Consider the following 16,665-nt stretch of genomic DNA (forward strand, 5'->3'; position numbering starts at 1 on the left):
GTTAGTAGCTCCTCAAAAGCATAGTTGGAGAGCGTAAACTCCTCCCCGCCAGATCCTCAGGGTACTCGCCCTCGCTCATAGCCACCAGGCTGCTGTTGCGGCGGTGCTGGCGCAGGGCCGCGTTTATCATGATGCGCCGAATCCAGAACTCCAGGGGGCATTCGCGGCGGAATTTGCTGAGATTGGTAAACACTGTTACGAAGCCTTCCTGCAATACATCTTCCGCCTCAAAGGTGGTTTGGGCGTAGCGCAGACATACAGCCATCATGCGGGCCGCAAACCGATCATATAAATGTTTTTGCATTAGTCGGCTCCCAGCCAGGCAACCGTCGATTATTTCGGCTTCGGTGAGTTGGGAAGGTGGCACGAGCGAACGGACAGAAGCAGGTGGAGGCACAGCAGCAACTGAAGCTGAAGAATTGCCCCCCGCCAGCAAATTGCGCAACCCTGCGCCACCCATCGCAAACGATAGGGCGCTCATCGCTTGGGGTGGCCGCCTGGGCCGTTGTGGCTTACCATAAAGTCGATTGGGCCAGGATAAAGTGGCTGCATACGCTGCGAGTCGTAATAGCTTATTAATAAACTAATCCGCGAATACTGGCGGGCTTTGGTGAGTAGAGGCTACTACCTGCCTTTGGGGTTGCACGCGTATGCCCGAATATTTTTTAAAGCCGCTGTATAACACTGGGGGGCATTTTTAGCAGCAAAAATATTTTTTACAAAACAATGTCAATACATTTAATGTACATACATATATTTGCTGGTAACTTCCTTAAGTTGCCTTTCCAAACGGCTTACCTTCATCCCAACTCACTTTCCATCTTTTACTTGTTCCTCATGAAAACTCTCGTTCTGTTCTATTCCACGTATGGCCACGTGTGGAAATTAGCTGAGGCCATTGCTGAAGGTGCCCGCCAGGTGGAAGGCAATGACGTAGTTGTGAAGCGCGTACCCGAGACGCTGCCGAAAGAAGTTCTCGATAAAATTGGAGCCACGCAGGCGCAGCAGGCTTTCAACCATGTGCCCGTCGCTACCCCCGAGGAGCTAGAGCAATACGATGCCATCATCATTGGTACGCCCACCCGCTACGGCAACGCCTGCGGCCAGATTCAGGCCTACCTCGACTCGACTGGTGCTTTGTGGTCCAGAGGAGCCCTCGTGGGCAAAGCAGGCGGAGCATTTGTGAGCACCGCTACCCAGCACGGCGGCCAAGAAACGACATTGCGCGCCTTGCACACGGCCTTATTGCACCACGGCATGGTCATCGTGGGCTTGCCTTACGCTTGGCAGGGTCAGATGGGCCACGAAGAAGTAACCGGCGGCACGCCCTACGGCGCCAGCACCGTGGCCGGCGGCCAGGGCGAGCGTCAGCCTAGTGAGAACGAACTGGAAGGTGCTCGTCACCAAGGCAAGTACACCGCAGAAATTGCCAGCAAGCTTTCCAGAAAATAAGCGTTACTTGCGGCCTATATCCTGAACACACACGTTGCAACAACCAGCAAGCCATCCTTTTGGGGTGGCTTGTTGTGTTTTAAGCCACTAGTATGGTCTTCGCTCTTTACTTACTCCAAATTTTCCAGGCGGCCTCCGCCTGCAAACAGAGCATCTCGAAGCCATTTTTGGTTTGAGCACCAGCTTCGCGGCCTTTTTGCAGGAACAATGTTTCGCTGGGATTATAAATCAGGTCGTAGAGGTAGTGGGCGGGTGTGAGCGCCTCATAAGGAATCGGTGCGCAGGCATCTACCTGCGGAAAAGTGCCCAGCGGTGTCGCATTGATGATCAGCGAATGGCCCGCGATTACGTCGGCCGTTAGTTCACTATAGGTGAGGCCGGTGCCGAGTGGGTTGCGCGACACCAACCAATATGGAATTTCCAACTCTCGCAGGGCCGCCTCTACTGCCTTCGACGAACCACCTGTACCGAGTAGCAGCGCCCGCGCCTGAGAGCCGCGCAGGGGATAAAAGCTGCGCAGTGATTCGCGGAAGCCGATATAATCGGTGTTATGCCCAATGTAGAGGCCATCGGGTGTGCAGTCGATGACGTTGATAGCGCCAATGCGGGCCGCCGCTGATGATATCTCGCTCAGATACGGCCATATCTGCTCTTTGTACGGGATGGTTACGTTGAGGCCCCGCAAATCGGGGTGCTGGGCCAGCAGCTCCGGTAAGGCCGAGATAGTGGGCAGCTCAAAGAGTTCGTACTGGTGATCCTGGAGGCCCAGATTCTCGAATTTCTGGGTGAAATAGGTTTGCGAAAACGAGTGGACAAGCGACTTGCCAATGAGGCCGAACTCCTTCATATACTAATTACACACTAGCTAAACTGACCACAAAAGCTTACCGGGTGCAATAATAGAAAACCGCCCCAACGGATTACCATTGGGGCGGTTTATTTGAAAAATAAATATCCGGAATTAAGCTACTGGCCGACGGCTGCTTTGGCGCGACTTCACAAACTCGAATATTACCGGCAGTATCGACAAGCCGATAATGGCTAATACGACCAGTGAGAAGTTTTTCTGCACTATTTCAATTTGGCCAAAGAAATAGCCCGCGCCCGTGAGCAGAACAACCCACAAAACGCCCCCCACCACATTGTACGACAGGAACTTGGTGTAGCTCATGGTGCCTACGCCGGCCACGAAGGGCGCAAACGTGCGAATGATGGGAATGAAGCGGGCCAGGATGATGGTTTTGGCGCCGTGCTTCTCATAAAACTGCTGGGTACGAATAAGATGCTCCCGCTTCAGAAAGCGGGAATTCTCGCGGAACACGCGCGGCCCCAGATAGTCGCCGATATGGTAGTTGAGCGTGTCGCCGAGCACCGCCGCTACGATGAGCAGGCCCATCATCACCCACACATTCAGGGGCGAACCGGGCAGCGCCGCCAGCGAGCCAGCCGCAAACAGCAGCGAGTCGCCGGGCAGAAAGGGCAATACCACGACGCCCGTTTCCACGAAAATAATCAGGAAGAGGATAGCGTACGTCCACGTACCGTAGTCCTGGATAATGGCCCCGAGATGTTTATCGAGATGAAGAATGAATTCAATGATGTCCTTGAGGATTTCCATGAAACAGGAATAGTAGACGAAGATATTATACCGCAAAGAAAGCAGGCTGCCACCAAAGTTGCTGACCGGGGAGCTTTTTCGAGCGGCTTTATTACATAGCAGGGCTTATGGGTGCCTGATTTTCGGCCCGCCGACTCAGGGCTTGGGCTACAATGCTGGCCACCAGAATTTGGAGGGCGTGATAGATCATCAGGGGCAGCAGAATCAGGCCGGCCGTGCGGGCATCCGGGAACAGCACCTTCGACATTACGGTGCCCTGAACCAATGACTTTTTGGAGCCGCAAAACAGCGCTGTAATGGTGTCTTCGCGGTTAAAGCCTACCAGCCGGCTCAGCAGCAGCACGCAGCCATACACCAGGAAAAACAAGGTCAGCATAGCCGCGCCCAGCCCAATAAGGTTGGCCGCCGAGTAGCCCCGAAAAATGCCCTGGGCAAACGACTCGCAAAACGAGGTATAGACAATGAGCAGAATAATTGCCTGATCGAGCAGGCGCAAGGGCCCGGCGAAGCGCTGTGCAAACTGGTGCAGGCGCGAGTGTAACACAATGCCCACCGCTACAGGCAGCAGCACCTGCAAGGCCAGATCGAGAATGGTGGAACCCAGGCCGCCGGAGGTGCCGGGAGTTAGAAATAAGGCCATCCAAACCGGCGTAATGAATACGCCCAGCAAGCTGGAAATACTGGCATTGAAAATGGCCGCCGGCAGATTGCCCTTGGCAATCGAAACCATCACGACGGAGGAGGAAACCGTGGAAGGCAGGGCAGCCAGATAAAAGCCCCCCAGCCACAGTAATTGATTTTTTTCAGCATCGAAGAGCGGCCGCACAGCCAGCAAGAGCAGCGGAAACAGCAGAAAAGTGGTGCCCTGCACTACCAGGTGCAAGCGCCAGTTGCTCAAGCCGGCCTTTAGCTTTTCGCGACTCAGGCGCAGGCCGTAGAAAAAGAAAATAACAGATACGCCATAGTGCGCAATGCGCCCCAGCGGCAGCGGTCCATCTTCTGCCCCAAACTCCGGCCACAAATAAGCCAAGCCGATAACCCCGATCAGGCCCAAGAGAAACCCATCGAGTCCGGCCCGCTGCGCGAGTTCCCGCAGGCGGCGCACCGGACTGCTGGGGGGCTTTTTAGCGGTTGGGGCAAATGGAAGCATGAAGATGTTGAATCTATAAACACATTTTGAATTAAAGTTTTAAGCTAAAAACAAGCCGATCATGCTGAGGAATCGAAGCATCTCTACCGCTTCATCTGATTACTAACCAATAGAGATGCTTCGATTCTTCAGCATGACGTGCTTATTCAACGTTATGCCCAATTCAACTTATAACTTCGTGCCTTGATTTGCGGTTACGCGCCATATTTTGCCCCCCGCGTCATCGGCCACCAACAAAGCGCCATCAGGCAAAACCGTCACGCCAACCGGCCGGCCATACACTTCCTTCGTGCTTTCATTCGCTACAAACCCCGTCATAAAATCCTCGGGCTGTGCGGCGGGCTTACCGTTCTGAAAGGGCACGAATACGACCTTATATCCGGTGAACTCCGAGCTATTCCATGAGCCGTGCTGCCCAATGAAAGCGCCGCTCTGGTATTTGGCTGGGAAGGCGTTAGCATCATAAAAGGCCAGACCCAACGACGCCGTATGCGGTCCCAAAGCTACATCGGGCACTATTGCTTTTGCCACCAAGTCAGGCCGCTCGCCTTTGCGGCGTGGGTCTTCGTTCTGGCCAAAATACGAGTAAGGCCAGCCATAGAAGCCGCCTTCCTTCACGCTGGTCATGTAATCGGGCACCAGGTCGTCGCCCAGCTCATCGCGTTCATTCACGGCCGTCCAGAGTACTTGCGTGCCGGGCTGCCAATCCATACCTACGGGGTTGCGCAGGCCGCTGGCGTACACGCGCTTACCGGAGCCATCGGGGTTTATCTCCAGAATCAATGCCCGGCCCTCATCGTTTTTTTCGCCCTTCTCCATCACGTTGCTGCCCGAGCCCACCGACACATAGATCTTGGAGCCGTCGGCGTTGGCCAACAGGTTACGGGTCCAGTGGTTGTTGTAGCCGCCGACGGGTAAATCCAGGATTTTTTGCCCCCCAGCCGTTATTTTGGTTTGACCAGCTTTGTAAGGAAAGCGCTGCACCGCATCGGTATTGCCTACATAGAAGTTGTCGCCAACCACCAGCATCCCGAAAGGCTGATTCAGGCCCGTCAGGAAGGTTTCGCGCACCTCCGGCTTGCCATCTTTATTGGCGTCGCGCAGCAGTGTGATGCGGTTGGCGCTGGTTTCCTTCATCGACCCCGACTGTTTCAGGCCTTTCGCCTTCTCGCCCTTGGCCGTGGAGGTTTTTGGGACTGAGTTAGATTCGGCAATAAAAATATCGCCGTTGGGAGCCACATACATCCAGCGCGGATTCTGCAAGTCAGCGGCGTATTCCGTGATAGTAAACCCGGTCGGTACCGTGGGCATTTTGCCCTCCGGCCAGCCAATCACCTTGCTGAAATTCTTTGCCGACGGTGTGGCGTATGGCTCGGGCAGTGCCGGCGTGGCCACCGAATCTGTAGAGGTAGTAGCAGCCACTGTTTCTTCCGTCTGAGGCGACGATTGGTTGCAAGCTAATAAGGCCGCTAACGGTAGATAAAGCAGGTAGTTTTTCATGGCAAGAAGTAAGCAAGGGTTGCTTATGTGCAACACCCGCTTACGCACTCCTGCCTATAGAGTTAATACTGTTGCTTCTGTCTTATCAGGGCCGTGCCTTGCCAGCTGACGCAAAAAAGCCCCCCAACTGCTGTGCATTACAGCGGCTGGGGGGCTTTTTTGATGGAATAAAGCTAAACAGTCTAGCCGCGCGGCATAGAGGTGCCGGGCCGTCCGGTTTTGATTTCAGGCTTAAACATAGGATCTACGGCGTCCATATCTAGGAAATGCGTGAAGGTGTCGCCGCGCAAGCCCAACCGAATGGTTTCCAGGCTCACCACTTCGTTGGGCGCAATATTGCCCAGGTTCACGTTGCTGCCAAGTAGCTTAATAAACCACACCTGCTGAGCCTTCTGGGGGGCTTCCCACAGAATTTTCTCGAAGGGAATCTTGGTCAGAATTTCCTCTACCAGACCCGAGCGCACCTCGCCGGTACTCCGAAACAGGCCCACATTGCCGGCCTCACGCGCCTCCCCGATTACCTTGATAGAGCCAGCGTCCAGCTCGGTCTGCATCTGGGCAATCCATTTGTAGGGCGGAATAATTTTCTCCGCATCCTTCGAGCCAACCTCCGACAACACGTTCAAGTCTTTGGCCAGCGTACGGATATACTCACACTTCTTATCGTGGGGCAACTCCAAAGAGCCGTCCGAAACCTCGGCGTACTCCATTCCAAACTCAGACAGCAGCCGGCGGTAGTCATCGAATTTATTACGGATGATAAAGGCCTCAAACAAGGTTCCACCGAAGTACACTGGCACGCCGGCCGCTTTATACACTTCCAGCTTGCGCTTCAAATTGGGCACTACATACGAGGTAGCCCAGCCTAGCTTTACGATGTCGGTGTATTCGCCGCCAACTTCCAGGAAGTCTTCTACTTCGCGAATACTCAGGCCTTTATCCATAACCATGGTGTAGCCTTGTTCGCGGGGTTTGGCGGTACGCTCGGGGAGTTGATCGAGGTGATAGTTCATGTGGGTTGAATAACTTTATTACTAAATGGTTAGATGGGTAAATGGCTGGTCGTTCAACAAGTGACAGAACGACCAGCCATTTACCCATCTAACCATTCAGCCATTTATTTCCGGTACTGATCAATCAGGCGAGCCAGGGCCCGTTGCGACTCCAGCTCAGGGAAGTACTCGAAAAGCAAACGATGCTTATCGAAGTCCAAAACTAGCGCATTTTCCAGATTCTCGTAAGCCTCCCGGTAGCGGCCAGCGGCCAGCAGGTAGGCGCACAGGCGGTAGTGTAGCTCAGCTTCAGCCGGTTGTATCTCCACCGCGTTGCGCATCAGATCAATGGCGCCATCGTAGTTGCCCTGCTCGTAGAGAATAATACTCCAGTTCAGCCACGCGTCCTTATTGTCAGGGCCCACCTGCGTAGCGCGGTCGTAGCATTCCACCGCACTCACCACATTGCCAACCTGATATTCGGCAGCAGCTAAGGCCAGCCAATACTCCACGCTTTCGTCGTAAAGAGTAGTGGCTTTGCGGAAGAAATGAGCGGCTTCAAACCAGCGTTCCTGGGCATTCAGCACCACGCCCATACCAAACCAAGCCTCGTCCATTTCCGGATCAAGATCAATGGCTCGCTGGTAGTTGCGCCGCGCCTGGTCCCATTCGGTCATTTTCTCGTGGCACTCGCCAATGTTACACAGCGCTTCGGCCGTAGGCTCACCAGCAGAATAGCTCAGGTTGAACTCAGCAATAGCCTCCTGATACTTTTCCTGGCTTACATACGTGCTGGCCAGGAAAGCATGCGCCTCATAAAAGGTAGCGTCGACCAGAATGGCGTACTCAAAAGCCGCCACTGCCTGGTCGTACTGCCCCAGCCGATAATAGGCCTGCCCCAGATTGTACCACGCCGTAGCGGAGTAAGGATCCTCGTCGGTAAAGCGACGGAAAAATTCCAGATTCTTCTCCAGCCGCTCGCTCACCTCTAGGCAGTAAAGCAGCTCCTGCACCGCCATGTCGTTGTCGGGGCTTAGGCGCAGGCTCATCTTGTAGTACTTGGCCGCGCTCTTAAACTTCTGCCAGCTTTGATAAGCCAGGCCGAGGTTGAAATAGATATCCTCGCGCTCCGGCGAATGCTCGGCCGCATCATGGAAAAAAGCTACCGCTTCGGCAAACTCGCCTTTCTGCGTGGCAATAATGCCGCGGGTAACGGCCACATCTGGATTAGTTGGGTCGAGTTGAGCTACGTCTTCAATCTGCCGGGCCGCGGCGGAGTATTCGCCTTTCATGGCCAATACCTGCGAGCGGTCGATGAGCAGCTCAGTGGAAAACGGATATTGCGCTATAGCAGTCTCACAGGCGTGTAACGCCTTGTCATACTGCGTGTTGGTCGTATAATGGTCGATGATATTCTCAAAATCGGCCAAATCAAAAAAGACAGACTCGTTTTGGGCTACCATGTGCTCAAACCGGCGCACGGTATCCAGCACTTGCTGCCTTTCTTCAAAGTTTTCGTTCATTCTCATTCGTATGCAAGACTCAAAGGTCGCCAAAACGGCAGACTTGCTGGCGCCCGGCGACGGAATCACGGAAGATAACACTGCTGGCTTAAGATACAATAACCACACCGGGCGAAGGCTGGTTCGCTGCTGTCAGGCCTGCGCAACACCACTTAATCGTTTCGGCCAGTGGCCGGAAGCGCAGGCCCGTAGCCGTCTTCACTTTGGCCGCGTTGTATACCACTGGTCGCCGGCCCGCTCGAGCTGTATCCTTGGTGATAAGCGGCCGTGCACCCGTCAGCACGGAGCGCACATGCTCTAGGCGCCAGATCGTTTCGGCCGCCCAGTTGGGCACAGCCACCGTGGGGGGCTTTTTGCCGAAGCATTTAGCCGCCTGAACCAGAAAATCGCGCAAAGGCACGACGCCACCGCTCAGAATAAACCGCTCTCCAGCGACTTCACTTTGAAAAGTTAAGCGAAGCATGGCCTCCACAACGTCGCGCACATCTACATAATTCAGGCTGCCGGGGGTATAGAAAGCATGTTCCTGATGCGCGTAACGAAAGAGTCGGGTACTGCTGCGCTGCCAATCGGCGGGCCCAAGTACTACCGAAGGATTCACAATAACAGCGGACAGACCTTCTGAAATCCCGCGCCACACTTCCAGCTCGCCAAAGTATTTAGAGGTAGCGTACGCATTGTGGCCAGCCCCCAAATCCCATTTGGCCGTTTCATCTACCATCATATTTGCCCCCCGGCCCTTCTTCATATCCACTGAAGCCCCGCCCAACGCCGCCACCGACGACACATGGCACAGCCGGATATCTGAGCTTTGCTCCAGGCAGGCATCTACCACGGCAGCCGTACCTTCTACATTTATCTGTTGCAGTTTTGCCTCATCCTGCGGCGCATACGAAACCAAGCCAGCGCAGTGAAAAACGTGGGTAACCCCGGCCAATGCGGTGCGCAACAGGCTAGTGTCGCGTAAGTCACCTTCTATCCACTCCACCTTATCGGCTTCCTGAATACTTGGCACCTGCTGCCTATAAAGGGCCCGCACCGAATAGCCCCGTGCCACTAGGGCAGGAATCAGAAAACTGCCCAACAAACCACTACCACCAGTTACAAAAACCATAAATAGCAGAGGTTAAATGGTCGAATGGCAGGTAGTTATATAATTAGACAGCAAGCAGCTGATAGACTAATCAGTCAATAATGTATTGTTCAACAAAGGCAGAGCCAGCACTTTTTTTAAATAAGCGGTAGGCAGCACTTTGTTACGCAAGGTTTCTATGTGCTTGAGAGTATGCACGTCAGTACCCACAAAATCCACCAAGCGAGCATCGATTAGCTTCTCGGCTACCCGCTGGGCTCCAGATGAATAATAACCTGCTAGTGAATTAAGGTTAACCTGAAACAACACGCCGTTGTCGTGAATCTTTTCTAATTCAGAAAAGCGGCCATATAAATATGTGTAGCGTTCAGGATGAGCTAGTACCGGCTGGTATTCCAACGCTTTCAGCCGGAAGATGATATCCTGCATGTTGAAGGGCTCGTTCATGTAGGACGTTTCCAGCAGCAGGTATTTTTTGGCGCCGCCAAAGCTTAGAAGGCCTTCTCCGCTATCTAATTTTCCCCCCAGCCATTCATCCAGGTAGTATTCAGCTGCACACTCAAGCTGAATATCGGTGAAGCCTGCGGCCGTAGCGGCTTCGCGCATGCGCACCAATGCCGCCTGAACCGTAGCGGGAGTATTCTTATAAAAATCCCCCATAATATGAGGAGTCATTATCAGCTTGCGGTACCCCAGTGCCTGCATAGCTTCCAGTAAGGATAATGACTGCTTGATGGTTTCAGCTCCATCATCTAAGCCGGGCAGCAGATGCGAGTGCATATCAGCACCAAGCTCGGCTAGCAAGCTTTCGTTAACCAGCGGCACAGAAGCCGCTTGGCCGAAAATCTTGCGTAGAAAAGAAGCCATGTTTAGTAGGAAGAGGCTGATTTTAAGAGGTTCGCTGCCGCAGTCGGCTAATTATGCCCTTGCGAGGCGTTGGCTCATCGTAATAGCCCTGACCGTAGCCATAGCCATAGCCATAACCGTAGCCAGCAAGACCGGTAGCACTGGCGTCGTTCAAAATAGTGCTAAGACGAGTAAAGTTGTTCGTCCGAATCAGCTTATTGATATTCTTCAGAAAAGCTTTCTTAGAATAGCCTGCCCGCACGATATAAAGCGGAATGTCAGCCTTGCGCATAATCAGGATACCATCCGTAACGAGTCCAACCGGAGGCGTATCGATCAAAATCACATCATAGTGCTGGTGTAATTCGGCTAATAGTTCGTCGAACTTTGGATTCAGGATTAGTTCCGACGGATTTGGTGGTGTGGGACCGGCCGAGATAAAATCCAGCGTTGGAATGCTGGTATGCTGAATGCATTCCTCAGCGGTGTGCTTCTCGATAAGGATGGTGCTGATACCTCGCACATTCTCAGTTCCAAAAGCCAAGTTCACTTTTGGCTTTCGCATATCAAGATCCAGGATTACAACCCGCTGCTCCGACAAAGCAATAATGCCCCCCAGATTAACTGTTACAAAGGTTTTACCCTCACCCGACACCGTTGACGTAACCGATATAATGCGCTTCTTTCGCGATGAGCCTATAAAATCCAAGTTAGTACGAATGGAGCGGATAGACTCAGAGATAGCAGATTTAGGATTTTTATCCACGACCAGCTTCGACACGGTCATTTTTTCTTTGTCATAAGTAGGAATCACACCGAGCAATGCTGCTGAGGTCATGCGCTCCAACTCACGCGTATTCGTGACGGTATCATGCAGAAAATATCGAACAGCTACTAACGCAAGACCTAACAAAGTTCCACCTGCTAAGCCAATGGCGTAAATCATAGAACGAACAGGCGAAATAGGTAGGCTTGGTTTACTAGCCGGCGATAAGATTTGAAAATCTGCTGTGATACCAGCTAAGCCGAGACGAAACTCCATGTCCCGGTTAATGAGATTGACATAGGTTTTCTCGTACAACTCGAATGGTCGCTGTAAACGGGCCTGCTCTGTTGCCTTCTGCGGGAGTATTTCAAGCTTAGAACTAAGTTCGTTGCTTTGCTGATCTACCTTATCTATCTGCTTTTGCAGCAGCAACCTATTTTGCTCCAAAAGCTGCACAATAGTATTCTTTTTGAACTCTAGCTGTGATCGAATAAGCTTTACGGGCTCCGTTGTTTCCTTATAAGAACGCAAGATGCGGCGCAGATTCCATTGCAACTCGTTCATTGCCTCGATCTCCCCGGAAAGCCGCGTGTCGCCTAATGCTGTCAGACCCGGAATACTTTGTGCTACAGTCGAATCCTCGTTTGTCGTCAGTTGCTCTTGTTCTACAAGCCGACTAAGGTTCGTTAGCAGGCTCTGTCTTTGCAGCAGTTCCTGACGCCTTTCTTCCTGCGCAGCTATTTTATCAAATATCGCAGCGGCGTCACCTCGTACGTTATATGTTTTATTCTCCCGGGCAAAGGATTGCATATTATCCTCAGCTTTCTGCAGCTTATTATTCGTAATATCAGTCTGCTCACTCAAAAATCGCAGGCTTTTAGCCGATGCTTCCTGTTTCTGCGCCAGTTTCTCCTGCAGATATACGGCATCAATATTATTGACTATCTCCTGTGCTTTTGCTGGGTTGAAATCAGTAAAGGAAATCTGAACTGTATTAGCGTCAGGATTAACTATCTCGACCGATAGATTGGTATTTAAATAGTTATTTAAAGTGCCCTCATCTAGTATAGTAAAGAAATAACGCGCATTCAGCACACTTGCATCAAGTACGGGCGCGTAAGTCGTGAGCTGCAGCTCTATGCCAGGCATATTAATAGGCTGACCCACAGCGTAGAGTTCACTTACTTCTTGGTCTCCTTCTAAGTAGCTAAGTCGAAACTGATTAGAAGCAACGAAATCAACGTTCAACTTTCTATTGTAGAACGCTGGGTCTTTAATAGTATATGCTACACGGAAGGGCGTTTTATTATATAGTTCCGACTCTAACACGGTTCCCTCTACATAGTAATTGATGTCGAGGACAAGCGAGTCTTTAAGGCGACGATATATTAGGTTTGATTTTATCAATTCCACTTCACCGAGCAAAGCACCCCCTCGACGCTTTTCTAAGGCACCAAATGCCCCGCCCAAGCCTAATACCCCAGCTTCCGTCTTCTCATCAATTTTTAATATCGAAGAGGAAAGATATACCGGTTTTGTGTAGCGAAGAAATAGCCATGAACCCGTTAGACCCAATATAATAAGCAGGATTATCCAAGGTATGCTCTTACGAGCTACCTGCAGTAAGGTAGTTAGGTCTAAACCTATCCCTTCATCTTCTTTTTCTTCCGCGTCCGAGTCCCCCGCGTTACGGATCAACTCTTCCAAATCGGCTTCTTCTTTCGCTGCCATCAGCGCATTATATTAGTTAAGAGAACAAGCCTAATTCCTATTAGCCGTTGTAATGAAATAGACCGTAGTAAGCAGGCTTATGATACTTGAAGCTATACCAAAAACTGGTCCGGCGTCGGTCAAGGCCTCATAGAAAGGCCGACGTATAGGCTCAACATAAACTATATCATTGGGTTCCACTTGCAAATTAGCCCGGCGCATCCCCTCAAACGTTGATAAGTCAATAACTTGTATTTGAGGATTTTTTAAATCGCCCCGGATAAGACGAATGTTGGTAGTGCGTCCTATGCGGCCGCCACCTGTACCAACTGCACCCCCTTCTATGCCTCCGGCAATTGCCAATACTTCAATAAGGTTCATATTATCGTTTGACATGGGAATAACCCCGCCTCCACCTCCAACGGCGCCTAATACAATGATGCGATTATTTGTTACTCGCGTTACTACGAAAGGCTGCTCATAATATTGGCTGTAGCCAATATTAAGAACACTATCCGCTTCGAGAAGCGTAAATCCACTAAGCTTTACGTACTCTACCAAAGGTAATTTGGCAACTCCATTGGCTTGAATTAGAAAGGTGGTACCGCCACTAGTATTGCCACCCTGCTGCCCGGCAGGCCGAGCACCTTGCCTGCCAGAAGACCCGAACGTTAATTCGCCGTTAGGATCGACAATCCGCTCGCCCTTATTCGTGTATACCTGCACCTCAACGTAGTCATTCGGCTGTAGGACATAGTTGCGCTCCATTCTGTTGACAGCCGTGCGCAAACGAGCCGTATCGACGGTTGTGCCCTCTAAGCGAAATAGTACATTTTGTTGGGTGATTTTTGACGTCGTACAGGAGAACGACAACAATAAAAGCGGTACGCTTAGCAACCAGATAGGCAGTAAACGACGAAGGACGGGTTGTAGCATACAAGCCAAAAGAGCCGAGGTCAGGTGGAGAAGTGTCGGGAGAATAGCAAAAGCCAAGCGTAATTTTCCCTGAAAAACCTTCAAAGTAACCGAATTAGCGCACCCTTTCAAAATTGGGGTCCTCACACGGAGTTGCACCTACACTTCTGTGAAAGCAAAGTAGTATTTTTGCGAACCCAAAACCGGCTCTTGCTGGTTATACTTTTACCACCCACCCAAATCACTTCCCACCCATGGAATTAGTAGCTACCGAGAACCAGACAATGATTGCCCAAATGGTGCGCGACTTTGGCGCCACTCATATCAAGCCTCGCATGATGGAATGGGACGAAAGTCAGGAGTTCCCCATTGATGTGTTCAAGCAGCTTGGTGATTTGGGCCTGATGGGCGTACTGGTGCCCCAGGAGTATGGCGGTTCCGGCTTCGGTTACGTTGAATATGTAACGGCTATAGCTGAGCTGGCGAAGATTGATGGTAGCATTGGCCTGTCGATGGCCGCGCACAACTCCCTTTGCACGGGTCACATTCTTCAATTTGGCTCGGAAGCGCAGAAGCGCAAATGGTTGCCGAAACTAGCTTCGGCTGAATGGATCGGTGCTTGGGGCCTCACTGAGCCCAATACCGGCTCTGATGCTGGCAACATGCGTACGGTAGCCGTTGAGGATGGTGACTATTACATACTTAATGGCGCCAAAAACTTTATTACGCACGGCAAAAGCAGCAACATTGCGGTAGTTATTGCCCGCACCGGCGAGGTCGGTGACTCACACGGCATGACAGCGTTTGTGATTGAAAAGCCTACCGAAGGCTTTACGCACGGCCGCAAGGAAGACAAGTTGGGCATGCGTGCCTCGGAGACTACAGAATTGATTTTTACTGATTGCCGCGTACCAAAGGAGAATATCCTGGGCGAAGTAGGTGAAGGGTTTATCCAGTCCATGAAAGTGCTTGATGGGGGGCGAATTTCTATTGCAGCTCTAAGCCTGGGTATTGCGCAAGGAGCTTTTGAAGCGGCAACTCAATATTCCAAGGAGCGTCATCAGTTCAACCAGCCTATTTCCAACTTCCAGGGCATTGCATTCAAGCTAGCCGATATGGCTACCGAAATTGAAGCGGCAGCTTTGCTTACCTACCGCGCTGCTGATATGAAGGACAGAGGTTTGAACGTGACCCAGGAATCGGCTATGGCTAAGCTGTATGCGTCGGAGGTATGCGTACGGGCTGCGAATGAAGGCGTACAGATTTTTGGCGGCTACGGCTACACCAAGGATTACCCAGCCGAAAAATACTACCGCGACTCCAAGCTTTGCACCATTGGTGAAGGCACTTCCGAAATTCAGAAGCTGGTTATTGCCCGCACGCTACTGAAATAGGCTTTGATTTGGCGGATTTAACAGCTATGAAACATGAATCTGCGTAAGCATTTTTAAATCTTCAAAATCTGTGATTATCTTTGCCCCCTTAATAGAAAGTTTTCAACTCCACTGCATATATGATCATCGTTCAAATCAAAGACAACGAGTCGGTTGACCGGGCTCTGAAGCGTTTCAAGAAAAAGTTCGAGCGCACGGGTGTGCTGAAGGAACTACGTCGCCGTACGTTCTTCCAAAAGCCTTCTATTACGAAGCGGAAGCAGAGAGAGAAAGCTGTGTACAAGCAGAACATGTACGCTACTGAGAATTACTAGCGTTTAGCTTACCAAGCTTTTCGTGATAACCGGCTGATCTGCTTACGTAAGCGAATCAGCCGGTTTTTTCGCGTCCAAAAGTTTCGATTTAAATTCTTACATTGGATAATTGCCCCCCAGCGGCTGAACCCCTGCGTATGAATCTATTTCTCGACTATCTGCGCTTTGAGCGGCGTTTCAGTCCGCATACGGTAATTTCCTACCAAACTGATCTTCGGCAGTTTGTCGAGTACCTGCTCACTGAGTATGAGCTAACGGACCCGGCCCAGGCCGACCATACCCTGATCCGCTCCTGGATAGTGGAGCTGATGCAGCAGCAGCGCGACCCGCGCACCGTGAATCGTAAGATTGCCTGCCTGCGCTCCTATTATAAGTACTTGTTGCGTACGGGCGCTATTCAGCGCAATCCGATGCTGCGCATTACTTCGCCCAAAACGGCCAAAAAGCTCCCCGACTTTGTACCGGAGGACGCGCTGAACGGCTTACTCAACAGCTTTGAGTTTGCCGATTCGTTTGTTGGCTCCCGCGACCAGCTTATTCTGGAGCTACTCTATGGCACCGGTATTCGCCTTTCGGAGCTAATAGGTATTCGCCACGACGACCTCAGCCTAGCGGCTCGCACGGTACGCGTGACCGGTAAAGGCAACAAGCAGCGGGTGGTGCCCCTGAACCCGACCCTGCTTATATCGCTGGAAAGCTATATAGAACGCAAGCAGGCTGAATTTGCCCCCCGACAACGCCGGTGGTTTTCTCCTCGTTACAGATAAGCATGAGCCACTGTACGAAAAACTCGTGTATCGCACCGTGAAGCAGTATTTAAGTCAAATCACCACTGCCTCGTCGCAGCAGCACCCGCATGTGCTGCGGCACTCGTTTGCTACCCATCTACTGAGCAAGGGTGCCGACTTGAACGCGATTAAAGAATTGCTTGGTCATGCGAACCTGGCGGCTACTCAGGTGTACACGCACTTGTCGATTGACAAGCTCAAATCCGTATTTGACAAAGCCCATCCGAAGGCTTAAGTACCTAGTTGAGTGTTTTCCTTTCTATTTACCAAACCCCTATTTACGATGAAAGTACAGATGCATTCGGTGCATTTCACCGCCGACCAGAGCCTACTTGATTTCATCCAGAAGCGTCTCGATAAGCTCGAAACCTTCTACGACCGTGTAACCGAAGGCGAGGTTATTATGAAGCTGAACAACAAGGACGGTATTGATAATAAGACCGTTGAGCTCAAAGTACTGGTGCCCGGCAGTACGCTGTTCAGCCAAGCAGATGCGGCCACCTTCGAGGCAGCCACCGACGAAGCAGCAGAAGGCCTACGTCGTCAGATAAAAAAGCATAAGGAAAAATTAACGAGCCATTAAGGCTGATTGCGAATACAAATA

Annotated in this window: 17 protein-coding genes; 6 read left to right on the plus strand and 11 right to left on the minus strand. The window is 51.5% G+C overall.

Translation table 11 applies throughout. From position 1 onward, the window contains the following. Position 1 precedes the first annotated feature (1 nt). Positions 2–481, minus strand: coding sequence for an RNA polymerase sigma factor (locus MKZ35_RS13690; protein WP_482513803.1), 480 nt, complete (start codon positions 479–481; stop codon positions 2–4). Between the two features lie 356 nt (positions 482–837). On the opposite strand from MKZ35_RS13690, the gene wrbA reads away from it, so the two are divergent. Then, a complete protein-coding gene (gene wrbA / locus MKZ35_RS13695; RefSeq protein ID WP_482513804.1) occupies positions 838–1,452 on the plus strand; it encodes an NAD(P)H:quinone oxidoreductase in 615 nt (204 codons plus the stop codon). Positions 1,453–1,558: 106 nt separating this feature from the next. Here wrbA and MKZ35_RS13700 read toward each other — a convergent pair whose 3' ends face one another. From MKZ35_RS13700 to MKZ35_RS13745, 10 genes are all read right to left on the minus strand, one after another. Continuing rightward, on the minus strand, positions 1,559–2,299 hold the full coding sequence (locus MKZ35_RS13700) for a shikimate dehydrogenase family protein (protein ID WP_482513805.1): 741 nt from the start codon (positions 2,297–2,299) through the stop codon (positions 1,559–1,561). 114 nt (positions 2,300–2,413) lie between these two features. Beyond that, positions 2,414–3,070: a DedA family protein gene (locus MKZ35_RS13705; protein ID WP_482513806.1), complete on the minus strand. Its 657-nt coding sequence runs from the start codon at positions 3,068–3,070 to the stop codon at positions 2,414–2,416. A 91-nt stretch (positions 3,071–3,161) separates the two neighbouring features. Continuing rightward, complete coding sequence (locus MKZ35_RS13710) at positions 3,162–4,220, minus strand: bile acid:sodium symporter family protein (protein WP_482513807.1); 1,059 nt, start codon at positions 4,218–4,220, stop codon at positions 3,162–3,164. A gap of 168 nt (positions 4,221–4,388) precedes the next feature. Then, positions 4,389–5,720, minus strand: a complete 1,332-nt coding sequence (locus tag MKZ35_RS13715; protein ID WP_482513808.1) for a PQQ-dependent sugar dehydrogenase — start codon at positions 5,718–5,720, stop codon at positions 4,389–4,391. Between the two features lie 182 nt (positions 5,721–5,902). Next, positions 5,903–6,733 carry a phosphosulfolactate synthase gene (locus MKZ35_RS13720; RefSeq protein WP_482513809.1) on the minus strand — a complete coding sequence of 277 codons (831 nt, stop codon included), beginning with the start codon at positions 6,731–6,733 and terminating at the stop codon, positions 5,903–5,905. Between the two features lie 104 nt (positions 6,734–6,837). Next, positions 6,838–8,235, minus strand: coding sequence for a tetratricopeptide repeat protein (locus MKZ35_RS13725; protein ID WP_482513810.1), 1,398 nt, complete (start codon positions 8,233–8,235; stop codon positions 6,838–6,840). Positions 8,236–8,323: 88 nt separating this feature from the next. Continuing rightward, positions 8,324–9,349, minus strand: coding sequence for an NAD-dependent epimerase/dehydratase family protein (locus tag MKZ35_RS13730; protein WP_482513811.1), 1,026 nt, complete (start codon positions 9,347–9,349; stop codon positions 8,324–8,326). Positions 9,350–9,415: 66 nt separating this feature from the next. Continuing rightward, positions 9,416–10,195 carry a tyrosine-protein phosphatase gene (locus MKZ35_RS13735; protein ID WP_482513812.1) on the minus strand — a complete coding sequence of 260 codons (780 nt, stop codon included), beginning with the start codon at positions 10,193–10,195 and terminating at the stop codon, positions 9,416–9,418. 22 nt (positions 10,196–10,217) lie between these two features. Continuing rightward, positions 10,218–12,671 (minus strand): polysaccharide biosynthesis tyrosine autokinase, encoded by a 2,454-nt coding sequence (locus MKZ35_RS13740; protein ID WP_482513813.1) that lies wholly within the window; start codon positions 12,669–12,671, stop codon positions 10,218–10,220. 30 nt (positions 12,672–12,701) lie between these two features. Then, on the minus strand, positions 12,702–13,670 hold the full coding sequence (locus tag MKZ35_RS13745; RefSeq protein ID WP_482513814.1) for a polysaccharide biosynthesis/export family protein: 969 nt from the start codon (positions 13,668–13,670) through the stop codon (positions 12,702–12,704). Between the two features lie 149 nt (positions 13,671–13,819). Here MKZ35_RS13745 and MKZ35_RS13750 point away from each other — a divergent pair, with 149 nt between their 5' ends. From MKZ35_RS13750 to hpf, 5 genes are all read left to right on the plus strand, one after another. Next, on the plus strand, positions 13,820–14,959 hold the full coding sequence (locus tag MKZ35_RS13750; RefSeq protein ID WP_482513815.1) for an acyl-CoA dehydrogenase family protein: 1,140 nt from the start codon (positions 13,820–13,822) through the stop codon (positions 14,957–14,959). A gap of 119 nt (positions 14,960–15,078) precedes the next feature. Beyond that, positions 15,079–15,273, plus strand: coding sequence for a 30S ribosomal protein S21 (gene rpsU, locus MKZ35_RS13755; protein ID WP_482513816.1), 195 nt, complete (start codon positions 15,079–15,081; stop codon positions 15,271–15,273). A 137-nt stretch (positions 15,274–15,410) separates the two neighbouring features. Beyond that, on the plus strand, positions 15,411–16,040 hold the full coding sequence (locus MKZ35_RS13760; RefSeq protein WP_482513817.1) for a site-specific integrase: 630 nt from the start codon (positions 15,411–15,413) through the stop codon (positions 16,038–16,040). A 25-nt stretch (positions 16,041–16,065) separates the two neighbouring features. Continuing rightward, positions 16,066–16,296 carry a tyrosine-type recombinase/integrase gene (locus tag MKZ35_RS13765; protein ID WP_317175166.1) on the plus strand — a complete coding sequence of 77 codons (231 nt, stop codon included), beginning with the start codon at positions 16,066–16,068 and terminating at the stop codon, positions 16,294–16,296. A gap of 48 nt (positions 16,297–16,344) precedes the next feature. Continuing rightward, a complete protein-coding gene (hpf, locus tag MKZ35_RS13770) occupies positions 16,345–16,644 on the plus strand; it encodes a ribosome hibernation-promoting factor, HPF/YfiA family (RefSeq protein ID WP_084445783.1) in 300 nt (99 codons plus the stop codon). Positions 16,645–16,665 lie beyond the last annotated feature (21 nt).

It is taken from the genome of Hymenobacter sp. R533113 (assembly GCF_056835965.1).

What these genes read in the sequence shown, in the direction of transcription:
- MKZ35_RS13750 (WP_482513815.1), top strand. Translation starts at nt 13,820, where the DNA reads ATGGAATTAGTAGCTACCGAGAACCAGACAATGATTGCCCAAATGGTG.
- MKZ35_RS13690 (WP_482513803.1), bottom strand. Translation starts at nt 481, where the DNA reads ATGAGCGCCCTATCGTTTGCGATGGGTGGCGCAGGGTTGCGCAATTTG.
- MKZ35_RS13720 (WP_482513809.1), bottom strand. Translation starts at nt 6,733, where the DNA reads ATGAACTATCACCTCGATCAACTCCCCGAGCGTACCGCCAAACCCCGC.
- MKZ35_RS13760 (WP_482513817.1), top strand. Translation starts at nt 15,411, where the DNA reads ATGAATCTATTTCTCGACTATCTGCGCTTTGAGCGGCGTTTCAGTCCG.
- hpf (WP_084445783.1), top strand. Translation starts at nt 16,345, where the DNA reads ATGAAAGTACAGATGCATTCGGTGCATTTCACCGCCGACCAGAGCCTA.
- wrbA (WP_482513804.1), top strand. Translation starts at nt 838, where the DNA reads ATGAAAACTCTCGTTCTGTTCTATTCCACGTATGGCCACGTGTGGAAA.
- MKZ35_RS13735 (WP_482513812.1), bottom strand. Translation starts at nt 10,195, where the DNA reads ATGGCTTCTTTTCTACGCAAGATTTTCGGCCAAGCGGCTTCTGTGCCG.
- rpsU (WP_482513816.1), top strand. Translation starts at nt 15,079, where the DNA reads ATGATCATCGTTCAAATCAAAGACAACGAGTCGGTTGACCGGGCTCTG.
- MKZ35_RS13710 (WP_482513807.1), bottom strand. Translation starts at nt 4,220, where the DNA reads ATGCTTCCATTTGCCCCAACCGCTAAAAAGCCCCCCAGCAGTCCGGTG.
- MKZ35_RS13730 (WP_482513811.1), bottom strand. Translation starts at nt 9,349, where the DNA reads ATGGTTTTTGTAACTGGTGGTAGTGGTTTGTTGGGCAGTTTTCTGATT.
- MKZ35_RS13700 (WP_482513805.1), bottom strand. Translation starts at nt 2,299, where the DNA reads ATGAAGGAGTTCGGCCTCATTGGCAAGTCGCTTGTCCACTCGTTTTCG.
- MKZ35_RS13740 (WP_482513813.1), bottom strand. Translation starts at nt 12,671, where the DNA reads ATGGCAGCGAAAGAAGAAGCCGATTTGGAAGAGTTGATCCGTAACGCG.
- MKZ35_RS13715 (WP_482513808.1), bottom strand. Translation starts at nt 5,720, where the DNA reads ATGAAAAACTACCTGCTTTATCTACCGTTAGCGGCCTTATTAGCTTGC.
- MKZ35_RS13725 (WP_482513810.1), bottom strand. Translation starts at nt 8,235, where the DNA reads ATGAACGAAAACTTTGAAGAAAGGCAGCAAGTGCTGGATACCGTGCGC.
- MKZ35_RS13705 (WP_482513806.1), bottom strand. Translation starts at nt 3,070, where the DNA reads ATGGAAATCCTCAAGGACATCATTGAATTCATTCTTCATCTCGATAAA.